Annotated in this window: 25 protein-coding genes; 6 read left to right on the top strand and 19 right to left on the bottom strand. The window is 65.9% G+C overall.

Features of this window, described 5'->3' with window-relative positions; all coding sequences use genetic code 11:
• Positions 1–10 precede the first annotated feature (10 nt).
• Both C935_RS0106680 and C935_RS0106675 read left to right on the top strand, forming a co-directional pair.
• Positions 11–475 carry an EVE domain-containing protein gene (locus C935_RS0106680; RefSeq protein ID WP_018861746.1) on the top strand — a complete coding sequence of 155 codons (465 nt, stop codon included), beginning with the start codon at positions 11–13 and terminating at the stop codon, positions 473–475.
• Between the two features lie 4 nt (positions 476–479).
• The gene (locus C935_RS0106675; protein WP_026278696.1) at positions 480–1157 is read left to right on the top strand and encodes a glutathione S-transferase family protein; all 678 of its coding nucleotides are present in this window, start codon (positions 480–482) and stop codon (positions 1155–1157) included.
• A gap of 6 nt (positions 1158–1163) precedes the next feature.
• Here the strand turns inward: C935_RS0106675 and C935_RS0106670 are convergent, their stop codons facing one another.
• From C935_RS0106670 to C935_RS13350, 7 genes are all read right to left on the bottom strand, one after another.
• Positions 1164–1439, bottom strand: coding sequence for a cupin domain-containing protein (locus tag C935_RS0106670; protein WP_018861744.1), 276 nt, complete (start codon positions 1437–1439; stop codon positions 1164–1166).
• A gap of 66 nt (positions 1440–1505) precedes the next feature.
• Entirely contained in the window at positions 1506–2174 is a 669-nt protein-coding gene (locus C935_RS0106665) for a DUF6064 family protein (RefSeq protein WP_018861743.1), read from the bottom strand.
• 41 nt (positions 2175–2215) lie between these two features.
• A complete protein-coding gene (locus C935_RS0106660; RefSeq protein ID WP_018861742.1) occupies positions 2216–3109 on the bottom strand; it encodes an aldo/keto reductase in 894 nt (297 codons plus the stop codon).
• A gap of 202 nt (positions 3110–3311) precedes the next feature.
• Positions 3312–3782, bottom strand: a complete 471-nt coding sequence (locus C935_RS0106655) for a DsrE/DsrF/DrsH-like family protein (protein ID WP_018861741.1) — start codon at positions 3780–3782, stop codon at positions 3312–3314.
• A 360-nt stretch (positions 3783–4142) separates the two neighbouring features.
• Entirely contained in the window at positions 4143–5723 is a 1581-nt protein-coding gene (locus tag C935_RS0106645) for a dynamin family protein (RefSeq protein ID WP_018861739.1), read from the bottom strand.
• 187 nt (positions 5724–5910) lie between these two features.
• Positions 5911–6606 (bottom strand): hypothetical protein, encoded by a 696-nt coding sequence (locus C935_RS0106640; RefSeq protein ID WP_018861738.1) that lies wholly within the window; start codon positions 6604–6606, stop codon positions 5911–5913.
• Positions 6607–6689: 83 nt separating this feature from the next.
• Positions 6690–6827 carry a hypothetical protein gene (locus C935_RS13350; protein ID WP_155984196.1) on the bottom strand — a complete coding sequence of 46 codons (138 nt, stop codon included), beginning with the start codon at positions 6825–6827 and terminating at the stop codon, positions 6690–6692.
• Between C935_RS13350 and C935_RS13475 the strand changes: the two genes are divergently transcribed.
• Complete coding sequence (locus C935_RS13475; protein ID WP_155996730.1) at positions 6764–7384, top strand: pentapeptide repeat-containing protein; 621 nt, start codon at positions 6764–6766, stop codon at positions 7382–7384. The two genes, C935_RS13350 and C935_RS13475, sit on opposite strands and share 64 nt — an antisense overlap.
• Positions 7385–7459: 75 nt before the next feature.
• Here C935_RS13475 and C935_RS13390 read toward each other — a convergent pair whose 3' ends face one another.
• The 5 genes from C935_RS13390 to C935_RS0106610 all read right to left on the bottom strand — a co-directional run bounded on the left by C935_RS13390 (position 7460) and on the right by C935_RS0106610 (position 11810).
• Positions 7460–8110, bottom strand: coding sequence for a hypothetical protein (locus C935_RS13390; RefSeq protein ID WP_231367701.1), 651 nt, complete (start codon positions 8108–8110; stop codon positions 7460–7462).
• 134 nt (positions 8111–8244) lie between these two features.
• Positions 8245–9045: a hypothetical protein gene (locus C935_RS0106625; protein WP_018861735.1), complete on the bottom strand. Its 801-nt coding sequence runs from the start codon at positions 9043–9045 to the stop codon at positions 8245–8247.
• 301 nt (positions 9046–9346) lie between these two features.
• Positions 9347–10390: a glycosyltransferase family 4 protein gene (locus C935_RS0106620; protein ID WP_018861734.1), complete on the bottom strand. Its 1044-nt coding sequence runs from the start codon at positions 10388–10390 to the stop codon at positions 9347–9349.
• A gap of 3 nt (positions 10391–10393) precedes the next feature.
• Positions 10394–10792, bottom strand: coding sequence for a 6-carboxytetrahydropterin synthase (locus C935_RS0106615; RefSeq protein ID WP_018861733.1), 399 nt, complete (start codon positions 10790–10792; stop codon positions 10394–10396).
• Positions 10793–10823: 31 nt separating this feature from the next.
• Positions 10824–11810 carry a zinc-binding alcohol dehydrogenase gene (locus tag C935_RS0106610; protein WP_018861732.1) on the bottom strand — a complete coding sequence of 329 codons (987 nt, stop codon included), beginning with the start codon at positions 11808–11810 and terminating at the stop codon, positions 10824–10826.
• 382 nt (positions 11811–12192) lie between these two features.
• Between C935_RS0106610 and C935_RS0106605 the strand changes: the two genes are divergently transcribed.
• Positions 12193–12969 (top strand): CDP-alcohol phosphatidyltransferase family protein, encoded by a 777-nt coding sequence (locus C935_RS0106605; protein WP_018861731.1) that lies wholly within the window; start codon positions 12193–12195, stop codon positions 12967–12969.
• The gene (locus tag C935_RS0106600) at positions 12966–13580 is read left to right on the top strand and encodes a YceI family protein (RefSeq protein WP_018861730.1); all 615 of its coding nucleotides are present in this window, start codon (positions 12966–12968) and stop codon (positions 13578–13580) included. The genes C935_RS0106605 and C935_RS0106600 overlap by 4 nt, the downstream gene beginning before the upstream one ends.
• A gap of 15 nt (positions 13581–13595) precedes the next feature.
• Here C935_RS0106600 and C935_RS0106595 read toward each other — a convergent pair whose 3' ends face one another.
• The 5 genes from C935_RS0106595 to C935_RS0106575 form a co-directional block, all read right to left on the bottom strand.
• Positions 13596–14954, bottom strand: coding sequence for a YhjD/YihY/BrkB family envelope integrity protein (locus C935_RS0106595; protein ID WP_018861729.1), 1359 nt, complete (start codon positions 14952–14954; stop codon positions 13596–13598).
• A 34-nt stretch (positions 14955–14988) separates the two neighbouring features.
• The gene (locus C935_RS0106590; RefSeq protein ID WP_018861728.1) at positions 14989–15627 is read right to left on the bottom strand and encodes a YdbL family protein; all 639 of its coding nucleotides are present in this window, start codon (positions 15625–15627) and stop codon (positions 14989–14991) included.
• A gap of 101 nt (positions 15628–15728) precedes the next feature.
• Entirely contained in the window at positions 15729–17765 is a 2037-nt protein-coding gene (locus C935_RS0106585) for a hypothetical protein (RefSeq protein WP_018861727.1), read from the bottom strand.
• Between the two features lie 26 nt (positions 17766–17791).
• Complete coding sequence (locus C935_RS0106580) at positions 17792–18580, bottom strand: YdcF family protein (RefSeq protein ID WP_018861726.1); 789 nt, start codon at positions 18578–18580, stop codon at positions 17792–17794.
• A gap of 17 nt (positions 18581–18597) precedes the next feature.
• The gene (locus tag C935_RS0106575) at positions 18598–19080 is read right to left on the bottom strand and encodes a Crp/Fnr family transcriptional regulator (protein ID WP_012982173.1); all 483 of its coding nucleotides are present in this window, start codon (positions 19078–19080) and stop codon (positions 18598–18600) included.
• Positions 19081–19184: 104 nt separating this feature from the next.
• Between C935_RS0106575 and C935_RS0106570 the strand changes: the two genes are divergently transcribed.
• The gene (locus C935_RS0106570; RefSeq protein ID WP_018861725.1) at positions 19185–19643 is read left to right on the top strand and encodes a DUF6231 family protein; all 459 of its coding nucleotides are present in this window, start codon (positions 19185–19187) and stop codon (positions 19641–19643) included.
• 19 nt (positions 19644–19662) lie between these two features.
• Here the strand turns inward: C935_RS0106570 and C935_RS0106565 are convergent, their stop codons facing one another.
• Together C935_RS0106565 and C935_RS0106560 are read right to left on the bottom strand one after the other, a co-directional pair.
• Entirely contained in the window at positions 19663–20982 is a 1320-nt protein-coding gene (locus C935_RS0106565; RefSeq protein WP_018861724.1) for an MFS transporter, read from the bottom strand.
• A gap of 23 nt (positions 20983–21005) precedes the next feature.
• Positions 21006–21740 (bottom strand): MBL fold metallo-hydrolase, encoded by a 735-nt coding sequence (locus tag C935_RS0106560; RefSeq protein WP_026278694.1) that lies wholly within the window; start codon positions 21738–21740, stop codon positions 21006–21008.
• Between the last annotated feature and the right edge of the window lie 69 nt (positions 21741–21809).

The raw sequence follows: 21809 nt of genomic DNA, 5'->3' as shown, positions 1-21809 counted from the left end.
AGGAGCCCGCATGGCCTACTGGCTGATGAAATCCGAGCCCGACGAGTTCAGCATCGACGACCTGGAACGCGTGGGCGTGGAGCCCTGGGACGGCATCCGCAACTACCAGGTGCGCAACATGATGCGCGACGAGATGAAGAAGGGTGATCTGGCCTTCTTCTACCACTCCAACGCCAAGCCACCGGGCATTGTCGGCATCCTGCGCATCGAGAAGGAGGCCTATCCGGACTCCTGCGCCTTCGACCCCGAGGATCCGCACTACGATCCGAAGAGCGACCCGGACAACCCGCGCTGGCTGCGGGTAGACGTCGGCTTCGAGGAGAAATTCGGCGACATCATCACCCTCGACTGGCTGAAGCAGCAGCCACAGCTCGAGGACTGCCCGCTGGTGCGCCGCGGCAACCGCCTGTCGGTCATGCCGATCACCCAGGAGCAGTGGGACTTCATCCTGAGCCATGCCCAGCGCGGAAAATAACCGCGTGGCCACGCTCTACCACTTCCCGCACGACGCAAAGGCCGACCGCCTGCGCCTGGCCTGTGGCTACAAGGGTGTGGAGCTCGAAACCGTCGCGCTGGACTGGTTCGACGACGAGACCTTCTTCGAGCTGGGCGTGGCCCGCCAGTCGCCGATCCTGCAGATGGATGACGGCGCCTTGCTGACGGACACATTCGCCGCGCTGCGCGATATCGACCACCTGTTCCCGACCGGCGAGCCCCTGTCGGAAGGCGTGATCCCCGAGGATGCCTGGCAGGCCCTGATGGACTGGCGCAGCAAGGTCGATGTGGTGCTCGATCGACTGTACGCCCCCTTGGCGCCGGGCTGCCACGGCATCGGCGAGAGTGCCGAGGCCCTGGCCGACTACAAGGCCCAGGTGCAGCACCGCTTCGGCCTGTCGCTGGAAGAACTCGCCAACGACCGCTACGACGGCTACAACCAGCTGGCGAAGCTGAGCCGTCTGCCGGATCTGGCGAAACACCTCGCCGCAAGTCGCTTCTATCTCGGCCATCCATCCATCGCCGACTGCGTGATCGCCGCCGACCTCTACCCCCTGCAAATGCACGACGGCATCAACCTGCCGGTCGACATGCTCTACTACCTGCGCCGTGTCGAGGAAACCTTCAACACGGCCCTGGACACCCAGTGGCTCGCCCGCTGAAGTCGTTCAGCCGAAGCGGTAGTGCTTGCGGATGTCGCGGTGGATCTCCCAGGTGCAGCCCATGCCCTCGGGAAAGGTCACCAGGTCGCCTTCGCCGACCGTCACCGGCTCGCCACCACCGTCCGGAGTGACCGTCACCTGGCCCTCCAGGATGTAGCAGACCTCGCGCTCGTCGTAGTGCCAGGGGAAGGTCGAAACCTCCTTCTCCCACACCGGCCAGTCGAATACGCCGAGACGTTCCAGATGCTCCTGCTCCGGCCGATGGATCACTTCAATGGACATCGCGTTCTCCTCTATCCGGGAAAATGGCAAGCCTAACGGGGCCGCGACCGGGCGCCAAAATGCCACCTATCCGCCGGAGCGAAACAGCCGCCTCTCACCCGGGTAAAACCAGCGACCCAGCAGCAAAACGAAGGCGATCACACCCAGGGCGGCCGGCAGATATTCGAGCCAGAGGCCCAGCTCCCAGGCGATATAGGCGGCGACCAGGGCCCAGAGGAAGGGGATGACCGCCAGGATCAGCGCCGGGCGCGGCTGAGCCAGCAGCAGGATACCCAGGGTAACCAGCATGGTGGGGCCGGGCACCACACCCACGTACTGCGCCTGTGCCCAGGGTGTCCCGAGTAGCAGGACCTCCAGCAGGGCATGGCCCACCGTCGCATAGGCGATCACCACGATCGCGAAAACGCCGGCCACACCGCCCGGCCAGCCAAAACCATGACGTCCCAGCAGGGTGAGGGCGAACAGAAGCATCAGGCCCTGTGCGACGAACACGCCCGCCAGACGAGTCGCCCAGAAGTGGAATTCCGCCAGCACGCCCCCGATGAACACGACCCCGATCCAGATCCACAGCACGCCGAGCAAAAGGCCCACGACACGCCCACCCCCCCGGCCGCCCACCAGGGCCATCGCCAGTGCGACGAACACCATCAGCGCCGCGACCCCATGCAACGGCCAGATGGCGCGATTGTATTGCCCGAAAATCGACAGCAGGGTTTCGGCGGCGAATGGCAGCATTCGGGCTCCCGGGAACGATAAAGGGTTTAGGAGAAATTTCTTTAGAGTGCTTCGACGTAGCCGATCATGCGCTGGCGCATGTCGTCATCCGGCATCGGGCCGTAGAGGGCTCCCATGTTCTCCCGCATGTGCTCCACGACCGAGGTGGCCGGGATCGCGCAGGTGATATCGGGGTGCGAGACGATGAACTTTAGCAGGAATTGCGGCCAGTTCTCGCAATCGATCTCCTCCGCCCAGTCCGGCAGTGGCTCGTTCTCGAAGCGGTTGATCAGCTCCTTGCGGCGGAACGGACGGTTGGCGATCACGGCCACCCCACGCTCGCGGGCCAGCGGCAGCAGGCGGTCCTCTGCTTCGCGGTCGAGGATGTTGTAGGTCAGCTGCACGAAATCCAGGTCCTCGCGATCGAGGATACGTTCGAGTTGTTCGTGGCGGCGGCCGTGGGAGGTCGTGACCCCGATATAGCGGATCTCGCCTGCGTCGCGCTTCTCGCGCATCGTCTCCAGATGCGCCTCCCAGTTCTGCAGGTTGTGCACCTGCTGCACATCCAGAGTGTCCAGCCCCCACAGGTCCAGCGAGTTCGCATGCTGATTACGCCCGGTGCTGGTGCTGCCCGTCCAGATTTTGGTCGCCGAGATCAGGCCTTCCGGATATCCCAGTTCCTGCAGGCAGTGTCCCACCACCGCCTCAGCGCGCCCGTACATCGGCGAGGAGTCGATCATCCCGCCACCGTGTCGAAAGAACGCATCGACAATCTCGGTGCGCAGCGCGAGGGCATCCGGGTCATCCGCGACGTTGAAGGTGATCCAGGTGCCCATGCCGATCACCGGGATCTCCTCGCCCGAGGAGGGAATCGCCTTCCTGTTCGGTTCGCGTTCCTCGCCGGCCGCACCCGAAAGCGGCCAGCCGGTACCGGCGGCGATGGCCGAGCCGGCCATCCACTGGAGGAAAGTACGGCGTGGTCGCTGGTTGGGGCGTTTCGACATGGGTTGGCGACGCATGGAACCTAATCACGTGGTCCCCTCGAAACCACTGGAAGTTCCAGACCCACAGAATTTCGGCTCGCCACAACGAAAACGGCCCCGGGCAAATGCCTCGGGGCCGAGACAGGCGAACGCGTCGCCCGGGGCTTCCGCCGGACTAGATGAACAGGCAGATGTCCGACTCGCCGGCGAACTCGAAGAACGCGGCGGCGCCGGCATACTCAATGCCGTCAATGAACTCGCTGGTGTCCATGTCGAACAGGTCCACTGTCATCTGGCAGGCGATCATGCGCACATCGGCCTCCTGGCAAAGTTCCCGCAAATCCTCGAGATCCGAGACGCCTTTCGCCTTCATCTTCTTTTTCATCATCGTCGTCATCATGCGTTGCATGCCGGGCAGACCCTGGAGCATGACCGGCATGGGCATGGGCATGGGCATCCCCGGGTTGCCCAACGACGTGACCTGCAGATCCATCTTCTTGCGCAGCAACTGCAGCCCGTAAAAGGTGAAGAACACTTCGACTTCATAGCCGAGCGCGGCCGCGGTCGAGGCCAGGATGAACGGGGGATAGCCCCAGTCCAGACTGCCCTTGGTCGCAATAATGGCCAACTTCTTGGTATCGCTCATTCACTCCTCCTTGGTGGTGGAGGATGGGTTCGCCACAGCCCCCTGCGCGTGACCCACCCCCTGTGGACCGAGGTCACCCCTTGCGACCTCGATACTTGGACAAAGCAACGGTAATTCGGACCTGCTATTTGGAAGCCAGGCGTGCCTTGCGCCAGTCCCGAATCAACGCGCAACCCGCGCAGATTCCGAGCGCTGCAAGACTGGCCCACACAGATATCGGGACCAGTATCATGGCCAGCGCAAAAAGCAACCAGGCAACAACCGTCATGGTGATACTCCGTCATGGCCCCCGCCCCCCGACGAGGAAACCATGTATCGCGGATCTTACAGGGAGACGCCTTTCAGCGCCTCCTGGCGCACTTAGGGACGCTCCGCGGTCGCGTCCCGGGACGTTTCGGTAGCCGGCGTGTGCTGCTCGGCGTTACCGGCCGACTCCGATACAGTATCCGATTGTGCGTGGCCTGCCGAGCGGTGCACATCGGCGGCCGAGGCACGGCCGCCCGTGCGGGACACGGGCCGGGCATCCACGAACTGGTTGTTCAGGCGCTGGATATATGCCTCGGCGCGGTCGCGCAACGCATGCAGGCGGCCAATTTTGCGCCGGCTCAGGCCCAGCGGGGCACGGCGCAACATCAAGCGCCACGGGCGCGTGTTCTTTTCAAACGCGGCCCGCCAGTTACCTGCCGCCGACTCCGTCGGCAACGTGCGGGCGACGCGACGGGCGACCCAGCGGCGGTTGAAAAAGTGGAGCCCGACCAGCACAAACACCAATGCAGCAGCACCGATCGACGTCCAGATCGGGTGATCCCCCATCGACGCCCAGGCCGAACCGTCCATCCAGGGCCCGAATCCGCCTGCCGTGTTGTAGCCAATCACGCCCAGGATCACGGCAATCACCGCGAACATGGCGGCATCGACCTGCATGACCCGGCGCCGCCACCGCTCAAGGGCCCGACGCAGGGCCGGTAGTGCATCCATTTCGATGGATTCGGCGATCGCCTGCAGGGATCCGAGGATGCGGTACGAGCGTGACGAGCTGATTTCCTGGATCTTCTCGTGGATCTCCGCGCGGTCGCGCTGCGACTTCTCCTCGTAGCGTTCGCGCACCTGCTCGTCGCCGATCTCGACCCCGGCGCTTTCGTTGAACATGCAGTAGAAACGCCCGGTGGCATTCCCCTGGCGCACGACCGCGCGCTGCCAGGCGGAGACGACTTCCTCAAGATTGTCCTCGCGCCAGGTGGTATCGATCTGGTTAAGCACAAACACCAGCTTGTTGAAGTCGTTGCGCTCGGCAACCCGGTTGACCAGGTGTTCCAGCGTGTCGCGCATCGCGCCTGGCTCCGGGTGCCGGGCGTCGAAGAAAACGACTACCAGGTCGGACAGATCGATGATGTGGTCGGTCAACTGCAGGATCGTCGCGCGCTGCTCGTCGGCGTCGAACCCGGGCGAATCGATCAGGATTCGCCCACGCAGGCGCTCGGAGTTGGCCGTCTTCATCGCCAGAAAATGGTCCACCGTACGGCCACCACCATCGGTGATGCGCTCGATCTCGTCAGATACGCGGTAGAACGGGAAACGCGGATCGCCGTCCAGCGCCAGCCCCGGCAGCTCCTGCACCCGTTCGCTGCCGCCATAGCTGATGACCGTGAACTTGTCATCCACCGCCTGCGAGCCGCTGCGCTGCACAGTGGTGCCGACGTACTCGTTGATGAACGTCGACTTCCCCGACGAAAACGTCCCCAGTACCGCAATCATCGGCCACCAGGAGATGGTAAAGGCGTAGGAATCGTCCTGCGGATTCAGCAGCCCGGAGGCATAGCCGACCCGGTCGAGTTCGCGAAAGGGATCGACGACCCCCTTGAGGACCGGATTTTCTTCGGCGAGGCGATCGCTCAGCAGCTTGAGCTGCTTGCGGACGCGGCGACCAGGACGATTAAACATGCGGACTCCGTTGCGGCGGCGGCCGCCCGGCAGACACAGCTACTATGTGCCCGCCGAACGCCTCCGCGATGTGAGTTGGCTCCATTCATCATACCCACTGCGTCCACACCTGTGTGGCTCGCAGTCAGGACCTGGTCCCCACTCGGGGCCCAGAACGTCGGAACGACGTTTACGGGTTCAAGTTCTGCTAACGGTATCCATCCAGGTATGCCGAACCCTCTTCATGATGCCGCTCGTATACCGGAGTGAGGCGCTCGATCATGCGCTGCCGTTCGCGCTCGGGCAGCACCTCCAGTGCGCCCTCCCAGGCGTCCATCGCACCTTCGATATCGCGCATGGCAAACAGCGCGTTACCCAGTTCGCCATACAGATCCGCTCGCTGCACCGAATCCTTCGGCAGCGCCTCCAGACCCTCGCGCAGCACGCCCACCGCCGCGCGCGGACCCCCACGCCAGTAGGCATCACGCCCGGCCTGCAGAGCCGACTGGGCAAACTGCGCGACACGCTCGGCGTCCGCCTCGACCGCCGCATCACCTTCAAACGCAGGCTCGCGCTCGGCCGCCAGGTCCGGTGCCGGATCGACCTCCGCGTCTTCCTCAACGTATGGCTGATCATGCGCGGCCCCCGTCATGGGGTCAGGATCTCCCTCTTCCTTGAGGTCCCGGGCCGGCCCCGGACGGACATCGTCCTTCGCGACCTCATCCTCCGCATCGGTGTCGTCCGCCGGCACGGCATCGGCCTGCTCGGCCGCCTCGTCCTCGGGGACCGCTTCGGCGCTCGGGGCGAGGAAATCGCGCGCCGACCACGCGATGAACCAGAGCACGATCACGATCACGATGAAGTAGCGATTGATGAAACTGCGCGGCTTTTCTGCTTTATCCATGCGTCACCCGTCGGTTTGCCTTCCAAGTCAATCCTACATCCTCTGTAGCGGTCCGCGCACCGCGCGTTTCTTGCGCGAGGCGATCAGTCATTCATCTCCGGCGTAAGCTCGGTATCGTCATCGAAGGATGGCTCTTCGCCCATGCCACCCTCGGTAGGTGGCGGATCACCTGGACCATCTCCGCTTCGCTCACCCGGGGGCTCGGCATCGCGAGGTGGCATGTCCTGCCCTGCTGGCGGCTGGCCTTGCGGTGGTTGCCCCTGTGGGGGATCCCCGGCGGGGGGCTGACCTTGCGGGGGCTGACCTTGCGGGGGCTGACCTTGCGGCGGCTGACCTTGCGGCGGCTGACCTTGCGGCCCCTGTCCCGGTGGCGGGCCTTGTGGATCGCGGCCCCGCGGATCACGAGCACCCGGGGGCTCGCCTGGTTCGGCGTCGCGCTGTTGCGGGTCACGCTGCTGTGGCGGCTCGCCCTGCCCGGGCGGCGGGGCACCTCCCGGGGTACCACCCGGCGATGCCCCGCCCGGGGGACCTCCGGGTGCGCTACCCGGAGGGGGCCCACCCGCGGGGCCGCCCGGATCGCCACCCGGGGCCTGAACCTGGTCCAGGCCGTGTCCCCGCTCGCTCGCGAATGCGGGACGCTCACCCAGACCGGTGGGTCCGGAATAGGGCGCAAGGCCGGAGTTGTCACCGGGTGCGTATTGCGCGGAAACGGCAAAGGGGGCGGCCATCAGGGCACCAAAGACCCCGGCCTTTAGAAGACTGCGTGATTGGCTCATGACGAAACCTCCGTCGGAGCTGCCTGCATGAGTTCGGGGCCGGACGACTGCCCGACCCCCGTGGGTCGCGCCAGGATTCAGGATCCGTTGGCGTCGTCTTGCTGCTCTTGCATGGCCTCGCGGTGGCGACGCATTTCCTCGCGATAGACCTCGCGCGCGCGCTCCGCGGCCTGGCGGTGTGCCTCGCGCATTTTCTCGCGCTCAGCCTGGCGCTCGCGCATGTGCTCGCGCATCGCCTCCCGGTCCTCGGGATCGAAATCCGGGTCGAAGTCGCGCATGCGCTCCTTCCCCCCGGGGCCATACGGCATGCCGTACTGCATCGACCCGCCGTGATAAGGGCCATGATAAGGCCGCTGGCCATAACCGGGACCATACCCATGATCCCAGCCATGTCCGTAGCCATAACCGTGGCCCGGCCCATAACCGTGCCCGGGACCATAGGGGCCCGGCCCCATGGGCCGGCCGTACATCATGCCTCCATGGCCAGGGCCTCGAGCACCCTGCCCGTAGGGCCCGGGGATGCCTTCTCGATGCATCATGCCCGGACCGCCAGGATGTCCACCCTGACCGTGCATTCCCGGGTAGCCATAGGGACCAGGGATCATGGGTGCATACATCGCGCCCGGCTTGTCAGACGCTGGGTCTGCGTCCTGCGCCAGCGCTGGCCCCGCCAGCAGCAGACCGCCAAGGCACGCGGCACCCCAAAAAATGTGGCGTGGTCGCTTCATGTTTGGACTCCTTCTCCAGGCACCGCCAGATTCAAGCGCCATGCAGAATTCTGGCGAACTGCGCATTCTCCTAAACGCGTGTGACAACACAATTGCCGTAGTTACTCCCGCCAATTACGCTAGCGAAGCACTGATCAGTGTTTCCCCAATACCAGCATATCGCAGTGCCCAACACTCAGGTGCAACTGCCCGTCCGCGATATCCCGGCGACGCGAGCTGGCCCATTCCTGGTACATCGGACGTGCCTGCGGCTCCATCTCGGCGGCCGCCTCCGCCCAACCTCCGATCAGGGCAGCCGCAAGCACCGCCTGGTCCGCCCCCAGCTGCCAGTCACTCGTTTCGATCATCACCCGACAACCCTTGTCGGCAAATGCATGGGCACAGTAATCCGCGGCATCGGGCCCCAAGGCCGGGCCAAAACCCTTGTCCGTACGCTGATGGCAATTCACTGCGGTACGCACATGCTCATCGGCCGGATGCGGGTGGCTCCACTCGATGCGCCCGTCGTAGCTGAGCGCCAGCAGTACCGGGACTGGCCACTGGGTCAGCATCGTCACCAGACGGTCGAGCCAGTCTGCGGAGACCAGATCCAGCAATGCGGAGGCCGTCACCAGACTGGTATCGTGCGGAATCGGTGGCGGGCCTGCGGAAAAATCGGTCACCTGCCGGGCAATGGTGACGGCGCCGTCCGGCTCGGCGATCATCGCCAGCAGGTCGGCGTCGTGATCCATCAGCGTCCAGTGCTGGGGCCCAACCAGGCGCGGCGCCAGGTAGCGCAGGTTGGAACCGGCACCGCTGCCCAGGTCCACGATCTGCAGGGGCGTCGCGCACTCCGCAAGCGCGTCGTTCAAGGGGCCGAGCAGGGATTCCGGCCGGGCGGCATGATCCGCCGGTTCGCGCAGGGCCAGCCAGTCCCTGGAAAAGTACTCGGCCATCTCAGACCGCCTCCAGGGAAACATTGATCCATGTACACGCTCGCTGCTTCGTCGCTTTTGCGTGCGAACGAGGCGCGGTGACCGCCGTGCAGTCATTCTGCACAAGGGAACGGCAACGCCGCTCCCACGCCCGTTTTTGATAACAACGGGCGGCCGAGCCCCCTCGGGGTTGGCACCCCAGGTTCCCCGATCCTGCGTTGCGGCCCGAATCAGTCAACAACGGGCCGGTAGAACCACTACCGGCTGCGCACCGCGCCTTGTCTCGGAAAACCTGGGGTACCCACGCGAGCGTGTACATGGATCAGTGTTTCCCAAGCCACTGGGCCAGACGCCGGGTACCCTCTGCCCAGTCCGGTAGAGACTCGGCATGCGCGCGACCCGCGCGGCCCATACGTCGACGTTGTTCGGGGTCGTACAGCAGCCCCTCCAGTGCACGGCGCAAGGCCTCCACATTGCCGGGCGGCACCAGCAGGCCCGCCGGCTCCGGCACAGTCCGGGGAATGGCCCCACCGGTGGTCCCGATTACCGGGAGGCCGCGCATCATTGCCTCGGTGAAAGCCATGCCAAAGCCTTCGTAGGCGCTCGGCAGCACGAAGATCGAGGCCTGGTCATAAAGCCCTGCCAGGCCCTCGTGTGTCAGCACGCCGGGTGTCGAGATCCGCGCTTCCAAGCCCCCCTCGGCGATGGCGGCACGGACGGCGGCCGTGTAGTCCCGGTCGCGATCCATCGCACCGGCCAGCTCGGCACGCCAGGACCGATCGCGCAGACCGGACAGCGCACGCACCAGCTCGAGCTGTCCCTTGCGGGGCACCCAGGCGGCCACGCACAACAGCACCGGCACCCCATCCTTCGGGCCGAGGGCCAGTGACGCCGGTTCCACGCCGGGCGGGATGCTGCAAAGGCGCTCGGGCGGCACACCCCAGTCGGCCACCTGCGCCCGCGTGTAGTCACTGGTCACGACCACCCGTTCGGCGAGGGCCACGGCCGCACGCTCCGCCTCGAGGAGTTCCTGGGAGCGTGCAGGCGTCAACCCCGCCTCCAGGCCGAGGGGGTGATGCATCAAGTAGACAAGCCGCAGGCGCCCTGCGTGATGCCGCAAGGTGGCGGGATGCGCACCCGCGGCCAGTCCGTCGACCAGCACCCGCATGCCGTCGGGAAAGCCCGCCAGGGCCTCTTCGAGGGCCCGTTCCCCGCGCGCATCAGGCCCGGGGAACTGGCCTTCCAGCTCGCGCAGCTCGACCTGCCAGCCCTGCTCGCGCAGCCCGGCGATCATGTGTGCGTCGTAGCGGTACCCGCCGGTGGGCTGGTCCAGTGCTCCGGGGACCACGAAACCAAGCTCGGGCATTTCTCAGGGAGCGCCCTCGTAGCTCGCCCAGGCCACATGGGACTCGTGCAGGGTCACCGCGACGGCGTCCAGTCCCCGGGCCGAATCGCCCAGATCACCCCTGCCGATGGCCTGCGCCACACGCTGGTGGATCGCGTGGGCCAGAAACTCGGTGGTCGTGTTCTGCCCGCGAAAGTCTTCGCGCTCATCGAGGTTCTGATAGTTGAGCTCGTTCAGGATGGCCCGCACGACCTCGCTTGCCCGGCCGATATCCACCACCAGACCATCGGCATCCAGCGCCGCACGACGGAAGGTCACGTCCACCACATACGTGGCACCGTGCAGGTTCTGCGCCGGGCCGAACGTCTCGCCGGAAAAGCTGTGAGCGATCATGAAGTGGTCACGGACATTCAGGCTGTACATACGTTTTCCTTGCGTGATGGTGCGGGAGGGATCAGTAGCGAATGCGGTGGCACAGCGTACGGTCCGCCTCCGGCCCTGTCACCCGCTGCATCACGGCCGGGAGATCGGCAAATGCGTCCTCGCCGGTAATCAGGCCGTCCAGGGCCGGGGTGTCGAGCAGCGCGAGTGCGAGCGCCAGCCGCCGCCGGTAATCCCAGCGCGGCGCCCGCTCGGGCGGGATGCGTCCCACCTGCGAGCTGCGCAGGATCAGGCGGCGTGCGTGGAAGCCTTCCCCCAGCGGCAGATCCGCCATCCGATCACCGTACCAGCTCATCTCCACCACCCGTGCCTCGACGCCCGCCAGGCTCAGCGCCTGGCGCAGGCCAGCCGGGTTGCCGCTCGCATGCACCACCAGATCCAGGTCCTGCAGGGAGGCTTTCTGCGCGGCCTGCTCCGGAGTCAGGAGGGTCAGGTCGAGGGCGGCGCAGATCTCTTCGCGCGCGGGGTTGGGGTCGATCACGGCGACCTCGGTTCCGGGAATGCTTCGCAACAACCAGGCGGCGAGCAGACCCACCACGCCCGCGCCGATCACGGCGATGTGATCCCCGGGACCGGCGGCACTGTCCCAGACCGCGTTGATCGCGGTCTCCATGTTGGCCGCCAGCACCGCACGCTCGGCGGGGACACCCTTCGGCACCGGCACCACGGCCTGGGCCGCCACGACATACTCCGACTGGTGCGGGTGCAGGCAGAACACCGTCTGCCCCGCCCCGGGGCCTTCGACGACGTCGCCCACACTGATGTAGCCGTACTTGACCGGTGCCGGGAAGTCGCCCGCCTGAAAGGGTGCGCGCATCGCGGGGTACTGGCTGGGGGGGACGCGACCATGAAACACCAGCGACTCGGTCCCGCGGCTGATCGCGGAATAGCGGCTGCGCACCCGCACCTCGTCGGCATGGGGCGCCTCAAGGGACTCGTCACGTAACTCGCCCTGGCCGGGTCCGGTGACCCAGAAGGCGGTGGCACGGGGGACGCTCATGGAGCGGTTCGATCATCGTCCGGCATGGGGCCAGTGTGGTCGATGGTCGTGATTCCCGGCAACTCGCGGGCGTTTCCACGGTCCTAAAGGAAACACTGATCCATGTACACGCTCGCGCTCGAGTCGCTTTTGCGTGCGAACAAGGCGCGGTGACTGCCGTGCAGTCATTCTGCACAAGGGAGCCGCAACGCCGTGCGCGCGCAAAAGCGGCCGAGCCCCTTCGGGGTTGGCACCCCAGGTTCCCCGATCCTGCGTTGCGCCGCTTGCGGGTAGAACCACTACCCGCTGCACGACGCGCCTTGTCTCGGAAAACCTGGGGTGCCAACGCGAGCGTGTACATGGATCAGTGTTTCCTTACCACTGTGAGGACTACACTCGAGCCATGGACTCCACGCTGACCTCCAACCGCTGGCCGGAACGCGCGCGCACGGGGCTGCGCACCTGGGCGCGGGACTGGGCACTGGCCGGCACGGCCGGACTGGCGCTCTCCGCACTGCTGGGCTGGCAGATCGGTGCCGTGGCCGCCCTGCTGGTCGCACACGCAGGGATCTGGATTCTGCTGGGGCTGATGCTGGTTGTGAACACTCCACAGGCCGGCCTGACCGATGCGCACCGCGGACCCGGCCCAGCCAACCGTGTAACGCTGGCCCGCGCTGCTATCGCCACGCCCCTGGGGGCGCTCGTCCTGGCCCCGGTCGCGGTCCCCGACACGACTGTCATGTTGTGGATCCTGGCCCTGGCCGGAACGGCCCTGATCCTGGACGGCGTGGACGGTGCCGTCGCCCGCCGCACCGGCAGCCGCACGGCCTTTGGCGCGCGCTTCGACATGGAACTGGACGCGGCCATCATCCTCGCCCTCTCGATCCTGGTCTGGTGGATGACGGCGGTCGGGCCCTGGGTGGTGCTGATCGGCGCCATGCGCTACGTGTTCCTGGGTGCACAGCGCATCTGGCCCTGGCTGGCCGCGGACCTGCCCCCGAGCCGTCGGCGCCAGGCCATCTGTGTCATGCAGAGCGTTGTCCTCCTGATCGCCCTGATCCCGGGCCTGCCTGCGGGCGCGACAATCGCGATCACGCTGATCGGGCTCGCAGCCCTGACCGGTTCGTTCGCCACCGACATCCACTGGTTACATCGCCACCGCCCCGGAGGTTCGACATGATCAACGCCCGTGCCCCACGTTCGCTGCTCCTGGCCGGCCTGCTGGCCCTGGTCCTTCCCTTTTCTGCCCTTGCCCAGGCCGATCGCTGGGAGATCGATCCGGAACACTTCGCCGTCGGCTTTCTGGTTGACCATGCCGGCTACGCCAAAGTCCTGGGCATGTTTCTGGAAGCCGAAGGCGAATTCACCTTTGACCCGCAGACGCGGGAGCTGCGCGAAGGGTATTTCGTCGTGCAGACCGACAGCGTGTTCACCAACCACGAGGAGCGCGACGACCACCTGCGCAGCGACGACTTCCTGAACGTCGAGGAATACCCGGAGATGCGCTTCACCGCGACCCAGTACGAGCCTACGGGCGATGACACTGGACGCCTGACCGGCGATCTGGAGCTGCTGGGTGAGACCCGGTCGGTCACCCTGGACGTGACGATCAACAAGGTGGGGCGCTATCCGTTTCCGCTCGGCGGGGTGTTCGGCCGACCCTACGTGCTGGGCGCCTCGATGCGCGGCAGCTTCGACCGCTCGGACTTCGGCATGACCTATGGCCTGACCCGCGACCTCGTGGGGGACGAGGTCGAACTGATCATCGAGTTCGAGGCCCAGCGCCAGTAAGCCCGGCGCAGGGCATCAAGTGGCCGCCGCCACGGCCCCCTCGCTTTTCAACAGGTCGCGCAGCGTACGCCCGTCCAGACGGTCACGGCGCGCGGCCTCCAGTTCCTCCAGCGTGGCCTCGACTGCCGGGTCGCCCTGCAAACGGCGCAGGGCACGGGCATCCGCATCCTGGCGCAGGGCTTCCAGGATCTCGTCCACCCGAATCCGCTCCAGATCACGCCCCGGCACATAACATGTGCCATCGGTGCCGGCACGCACCAGCAGCCCCGCTGACTCGAGCGCCTGCGCGACCTCGCCCAAGGCATTGCCCGGCACTGACAGATCATGCGCCACATGATCCAGTGTCGGCGGCGAGCGGCCATCGAGGAAACGCTGACCCACCTGCTGCATCAAGTGCAGGCCCATGCGCTCGCGCGCCGCGCCGGACAGGCGCAGGCGCAGCCCGCGCACCGTCATGTACTCGGGATGCTGCACGTAGAAGGCCACATTGGCCCCGATCAGCAGGATCAGCCAGGCCAGATAGATCCAGATCAGCAGCAGGATCATGATCGCGAAGCCTGAATAGATCGCGTCATAGCGCGTGGACCCGGCCACCATGGTCGCGAACCCCCAGCCCACGCTCTGCCACAGCAACCCGGCCACAACGGCCCCGACCAGGGCCGGGAACAACCGTACCCGAGTGTTTGGCACGAACACGTAGATGAAGGTGAACGCGGCCATAATCAGCAAGTACGGCACCATCCGCGAGGCGCCGGTGATCAGCGTGCCGAACGGCTCGATCCCGGCCACGGTCTGCATGGCGGTGGTGGACATCACTGTCGCGGTAATCCCCAGTGCGGACACCACCAGCAAGGGCCCGATCAGGATCACCGAAAGATAGTTGGAAAACCGCTGGGCAAAGTTACGACTGTTCTCGACCCGCCAGATGGTGTTGAACGCCAGCTCGATCTTCTGCACCAGCGCGATCACCGTATAGACAAGGAACAGCAGACCGACAAAACCCAGGACGCCGACGCGCATGTTGTCGACGAACTCGATGACGTTGTTCGCAATCTCGACCCCCTGCTCCCCCAACGGCTCCAGAAAGCCGAGGACGACCGGCTCTACGGCGTTGTGTGCACCGAAGGCCTTGAGCACCGAGAACGACAGTGCAATCAGCGGCACCATTGAGAGCAGCGTGGTGTAGACCAGGCTCATCGCGCGCAGCGTGAGCTGGCCTTCCTTGGCCTCGTGCACGATCGCGCCCGCACCCCGCACGATGCCAAGCAGCAGGGCCTTCCAGCGTGGCAGCCGCGTCAGGTCGGTATCCTGCACGAGCGATACCAACCGCTGGCGCTGGGCCTCGATGCGCTCGGCCAGCGTCAGCGCCGGCACCCGTCACTCCCTGTAGCCGTCAACCTCATGCGGGCTATTTTTGCTGCCACCGGCCGTTGCGATCCTGGTACCAGTAGCCGGAAGGTGCCTCTTCCACCCAGACCCGTGCGAAGGTCTCGCGAATCCGGTCCTCCCAGTCCGGGCGGTCGTTCGCCCGCGCGATCTCGCGGTAGAGCGAGTCGCGATCCGAGTTTTCCTCGCTCACCAGCCGCTGTACGGTGCTGCGGTCACGCAGCGGGACCTCGGACAGATCACGGATCACCACATCGGCATTACGCCCGAAGCCGATTGCCCCGCTGCGGAAATGGGGCGAAAGCTCCGGGGCCCGCTCACGCATGGAAGCGCGGATACGGTTGATCGCCGGGGTTTGGATCTGCAGGTCGGGACTCTGCGCGGCAGCCGGGCTCACGACCCGGTCCAGCACCCACGCCAGCACCGGGACCGGGAGACTGGCATTCGCCTGCGTATTGCGCGGCATCAGCATCGCACCGGGCTCCGCTTCGGATGGCGCCTCCGATTCCGGTGTGCCTTCTTCCACTTGCAATGCGTCGCGCACGATCGCACGTGCCGCCTCTTCGGCCGCGGCCGTCGGGAAATAGATATTGATGGTCACACAGCCCGCCATCAGGGCGAACACCAGTGCCAGTCCCGGAATACTCCACAAAGCCTTCATGCCGTACGTCCCTTTTCGAGGCGGTCAATCCCGCATGTTCATCAATCTACACCATCATCCTGAACGGCAACCAAACACCGCGCACCTTAAGGAAACAATGATTAATGCACGACCGGCCCATCACCCGCCTGGATAGTCGCGAGGCGGTCGATCAGCTCGGGCCAGTCAATTCGGCGGTTGTAGCCGATGACCTGGATCTGCGGGATACCCCCGCCCTGCACCAGCACAAACCCGCCATCAGGCCGATCGGCCACACCCGATGCGGTGCAGACCTCGCCACGCAGCTCGCAGCGAAATCCGAGACGGCGGTAGCTGAAGTTCTCGAACACCCGCAGGAAGATCGAGGACGCCGCGGCCTGGAAGCCACCGCCCAGCTCGGTAATGTCTTCCACCGCACGCTGGCTGATCCTCCGGCGCCCCCGATCGCGCTCCGGCGTCATCAACTCCAGATCCATGTGCACCGGCGACCAGTCCACCATCACCAGGTCGCGCACGTGCCCGGAAATGCGACCCTGCACGCGTCCAAAGTCGAACGCCTGTGTCAGCGGATCCAGGTCCAGCCGCTGGATCTCGGCCGAAAGGCCCAGTTCCGGGGCATAACCCAGCAGGTCATGGATGTATACGTCGCGCAGCACAACCTCGCCGTTGAACACCTGGACCAGCAAACGCCCATCCACGTTCAAGTCCCCCCGCTCATAGCGCACCCGGGGAATCATGCCGGCCAGACGCCCGGAGAATCGCGGCCAGCCCAGCACCTCGGTCAGCGGCTCGAGGCTGATCGCGCGTATACCGCCCTCGAAGCGCACATCCGGCCCCGTGTCCGTTTGCCGCAACTCGAAAGTCCCGACGCGCAGTCCACCATCGAAAATGGGGATATCCGCAGGGGCCAACAACTCCAGACCAGCCGGCAGGGTACGGATCTGCGCCTCGAACGCATCGAACGGCAGCCCGTACAGGTGTGCGGCATCCAGCGCGAAGGTGCCGGGACTGCCCGCCTCGTCGGCCGACCAGTCGAGTGCACCACGCGCACCGGCCAGGCCGAACCGCCCCCGCCGATCGCTGGCATCCAGTTCCGACCATGCCAGATCCGCGCGGCGGGGCTGCGAGCCCGCCAGTTCCACATACCCTGCGATCTGCCCCCCGGTGGCGAGATTTCCCAGCACGGTTCCGGCCAGCCAGGGTGCCAGCAGGGAGTTGTAGACGGGCGCGAGTGCATGGACCTGCCCATGAAAGAGGCCATCCAGCCCCGTCTCCGGGTCAAAGGCCACCGCCTCGCCTCGCGCCTCCAGGGCTTTGCCGTAGCGAAGATTCAGCGCGTCCATGCGTAATGCCAGGGCCTCGGGGTCTCCCTCCACTCCCCTCAGGGAGATCTCCACCGGGCCCTCCTCATCCAGATCCACGAACCACGGATCGATGTAGACGACGCCCCCGTCCAGCGCGAGATCCAGATCCCACCGCGTACCGTCGCCGGACAACTGCGCCTGGCCGCGCAATTCCTCGCCGGCCTGCAGGCCCAGCGGATCGCTGAACGCAACATCTTCCAGCGCCAGACGCGCCGTGGCCCAACCGTCCGGGCGCAACCGCAGGTCCAGGTCGGCCTGACCACCTTCCATGGCCACCGGCAACTCGACGGGCAAACGGTCGAATGCGGCCAGCGCCTGGAGATCGATCCCCTGCAGCCGGGCGTCGATATCCCAGCCGCGCTCGGGGGCGAAATCCGCGCGCAGGCTTCCGCGCCCACCGAACCACCCGGGCCAGTCCCCGGACAGCCGCAGATGGCCGCTGTCGCGGCCCCAGGCGAGCGACAGGCGATGCCCGTCCAGGCGCAGGTCGCCGGAGCGCCCCCACAGGCGCGCATCATCGCAGGCCACTTCGCGCCGGGTCAGGCGCAGATCGGCACACTCCACCCGCGCGGCCGTCAGCGTGCCCACCGGGTCCGGCAACTCGATACGCTCGGCGCGCAAATCGAGGCTCAGCCGACCGTCGCGCCAGCCAACGCGGGAACTCAGCCCCTCGGCACTCAGGGCCTCGTGCATCAGCGATTCGATATTCAGATCGGCCCCGAAGGACACATCGGGCTCGGCCACCACCGGGAACGGCATCGCCACGATGCCGCCCGCGCAAAGCCCCGCCAGCATCCAGCACACCGGACGGGGCACGGGCCTCAGTCTCCCGAACTGCCGCGCTGACGTTCGCGCAGGGGCAACACCGCCCGCGCCAGCCACTCGCGCAGGGCAAAGCGCGAGGTCTCGATGGCCTCGGCCGTGGGCAGAAAGTCGCGCAGGCTGCGCGGGTCACCGGTGCTACCACGAAAGCCGGCAGGCGCTGGATAGGCGTCGAATCCGGCGCGTTCGAAACACTTCAGGGCCCGCGGCAGATGCATCGCCTGGGTCACCACGAGCACGGCCTCCACGCCCTGCCCCTGCAGGCGCTGGCGCGTATGCGTGGCGTTCTCGCAGGTGTTGCGCGAGGTATTCTCCAGCCAGCGCACCGAGACGCCGAGATCCTGTTGCAGGGTCGCGGCCATCAGTTCCGCCTCCGAACGCCGCCCGGACAGCGCTCTCGGCGCCCCACCCGAAACCACAATGGGCAGGTTGGTCGCACGGTGCAGTCGCGCGCCCTCGCGCACACGCTCGTGGGTGCGGGGGTTCAGGGCATCATGTCCGGCGTCCTCCGCACGGCCCACCCAGCGACCACCGCCCAGGATCACGATCGCATCCGCCCGCCCGGTCGCCAGTACGCTGTCACGAACCTCGCGTTCCAGCGTATCAGCCAGGGGTTGCGCCACGACCTGCAGGCTGGGCAGCACCAGCGCCAGTAGCCCAAGCGCCAGGAGCGGCCGACCACCACGCCAGTCAGCCCGCCACAACAGCACACCCAGTACCGTCAGGGCGATGCCCAGCCCTGGCGGCAACAGCAAATGTTCCGCGATGGTTTGCAGGGACGCGAGCATGGGCGGTCCCCTGGGATTTACTTCTTGCCCGGGGAATAGAGGTAGTGGGCGTAGGTCGCCACATCCTCGGAGACCCGGCGGATCAGGTGATCCAGGCTGATGATCGCGAACTCCAGCAGGTTCACCGCGATATACGGGTTCTCCACCCGCAGGCGGTCGTACATCGAGCGCGACAGGCGCAGCAGCCGTGTCTTGTCGCTCAGTGCACGCATGCGCACGCCGCGCGGCACGCGGTCAAAGAACGACATCGAACCGGCCAGCTCGCCGGTCTGCATGCGGCCCACCTCGATTTCCTGGCTGCCGTCGTCGTGATACAGCGCGGCCGTCCCGCTCACCACGAAGAACAGCGACTCGCCCACCTCGCCGATATCCGCGATCACCTGCTTGTGGTGGGTCTCCACCACCTCCAGGTATTCGAGCAGGACTTCGACCTCCGCAGGCGTCAGGGACGCGGAGATCGGGTGCTTGGAGAGGAATTCGGTCAGCAGTTCCTTGGACATGAGGGGGCTTCCTTCTGACGGGTCCGCAGTAGAAGTGGGAGTGATTTAGAGTATAACGAACGCGCCGTCGGCACAGGCGACGGGAATCACCAAGGAGGCCTGCGTTGATCGACATTGATGCCCTGCGCCGACATCTGCCGCGCCGCCTGCGCGAAGGTCGGGCCCTTCTGCTCGCGGCCGGGGCCAAGCCACCGGACAGCCCACCGGGGCTGGAACAGATCACCGTGGAGGTCTTTCTCGAACACCCACCCGAATCCCGCGTGCCAATGGTCCTGCTACTGGACACCCTCAGCGAGCTGGATATCCCGACCGGCCAGCACCTGCTCGGCGGGCTGCGGGATCGCTGGGCCGACGAGGTCCTGATCCTGCATCGGCTGGACGACGAACGCTGGGGGCTGAACGACTTTCTGGCACTGGGCTTTCGCCGCGACCTGGACGCCGAATCGGCCGCACCGGATCATGCGGTCTACCGCACCAGCCTGTACGACTACAAGCTGACGCCGGACTGGCTGAATGCCCGCTTCTGGGCCAATCCCGAGATGTGGGACAAGGCGCGCTGGTAGGCGCGCCGCACGTACGGACCTAATCCTTCTCGGGATTCAGCCGCGGGTGGGTCTCCTCCCCCCACAGCAGCACCAGCGCGCCGGACAGGAACATGGCGATGGCCACGAACCAGAAGCCCCACGTGACCGAGCCCCCGATGTGGGCCACAATCCCCAGACCCAGCGCACCAACGCCGTAGCCGAGATCGCGCCAGAAGCGGTAGGTGCCGATCGCCGAGCCACGCCAGTTTGGATGGGCGATATCGGCGACCGCCGCGCTCAGATTGGGATACAGCAGGGCCATGCCAAAGCCGGTTACAGCCGCCGCGAACGACCACCAGATGACCCCCTCGCCAAGCAGCGTAAGGGCCACGCCCGCGCCGCAGATCCACATGCCCCAGACGATGGGCTGCATCCGTCCCACATGGTCGGAGAGCTTGCCGGTGGCGAATTGCGAGCCACCCCAGACAAAGCCGTAGATCCCGACGACCCAGCCAATCGCGGCCAGGCTCAGTCCCTGCTGATACAGGAATACCGGATAGAACACCCAGACCAGGGCATCGACGAACTTCTCCACCAGGCCCGCCTGGCTGAACGCGGCCATGCGCCGGTCACGCCAGGACATCAGCGTGAACACCTCCCAGGTGGTCGGTTTATCGGCGATGGATTTGGGATAGCGCGGTTGTGGACCGGTGGATTGCCCGGCGGCATGCCGTGCCCCCTCGGCCCTGGCCCAGTCCAGGGTCTCGCGCACCCACAGTGCGGTCATCAAGATCGCGATCGCGATCACGACTACGCCGAATACGAACACCCCCATGCGCGGCCCGAGGGCTGCGGCCATATAGCCGGTCACGATCCCGGCCACGGCCACCCCGACATAGCCGGAGAACTCGTTCATGCCCATGGTGAAGCCGCGTTCGTCGCCCCGGGTGATGTCCATCTTCGCGGTCTGGGTCATCGACCAGGCGAGCCCCTGGTTCACGCCCAGCAGGATGGTGGCGGCCACGATCCAGCTCCAGGACGGGGCGTACAGGATCATGAACGGGATCGGGATGGCCGCGATCCAGCCGAGCATCAGCACGGTCTTGCGCCCCATGCGCTCGGACAGGCGTCCGGCCACGAAATTGAGCACGCCCTTGACCACGCCGAATGCGACGACGAACGCAGTCAACAGCATGAACGAGCCCTCGGCCACGCCGAACTCGTCCTCGGCCAGCGCCGGGATGACGGTGCGCATCATCCCGATCGTCAGGCCGACAAAGAAGACCTGGATCAGCTGCTGCCCGAACTGCGCGAGGTTCTCGCGGATCCCGTGGGTCAGGTGTTCATAAGCCTGCGCGGCCCTGGATGGATCGCTCATCAGAGTTCCTTGTCTTGCGCTACTCAGGCCGCGATATTGGCCGCTACATAGGCATCCATGCCCGCCGGTCGCGGGGGGATGTCACTCGTCAGGAAGTCGACGAACGCATCGCGATCGCTGAATGCGAGCCCCGGGTTAAAGCGTTTCTCGAAACCCAGGGTGGAGGACGGCTTGCCCGACAGACCCGCGCCGCAGGCGCTTCCGGCATAGTGGCCCGGATAGATCTCGAGCTCATCCGGCAGCCCCAGCAGCCGCTGATGCAAGCTGTCGTAGAGCCGCCCGGCCATCTCGCGCTCCTGCCCGGCCAAGTCGGGGCGCCCGACGCTCCCGATAAACAGCGTGTCACCCGTCAGCACGAACCAGGGCTGGCCGCCGCGACGCTTGTCGGTCACCAGCAGGCACACGCTGTCCTCCGTATGCCCCGGCGTGTGGACAACCTCTACTTCGACGTTACCGGCCTCGATCCGGTCGCCGTCGCGCAGGGGATGAAAATCGAACTCGACCACCTCGCGATCCGATTCATGCAGGCAGTACTTCGCGCCGGCACGCTCTGCCAGATCACGTCCACCGGAATAGTGATCGGCGTGCACATGGGTATCGATCACGTGCGTGATCTCGACGCCGATCTGGCGCGCCTGCTCCAGGAACCACTCTTGATCACCCTCGACGACGTCCACTGCGATTGCCTTGCCGAGCGACCCGCACCCAAAGAGATAGGACAATGACGATTCTGTAGTCGGCAACTGACGGAAAAACATGACATACCTCCTGGATCATCCATGATGACAACAAGGATCCGGCGAGAATGGGAATACGGTTGCTTCCAT

Source organism: Thioalkalivibrio sp. ALJ3 (genome assembly GCF_000377205.1).
Classification (GTDB): domain Bacteria; phylum Pseudomonadota; class Gammaproteobacteria; order Ectothiorhodospirales; family Ectothiorhodospiraceae; genus Thioalkalivibrio.
Note: the sequence above shows the minus strand (reverse complement) of the source record. Positions and strands in the feature narration are given on the sequence as shown.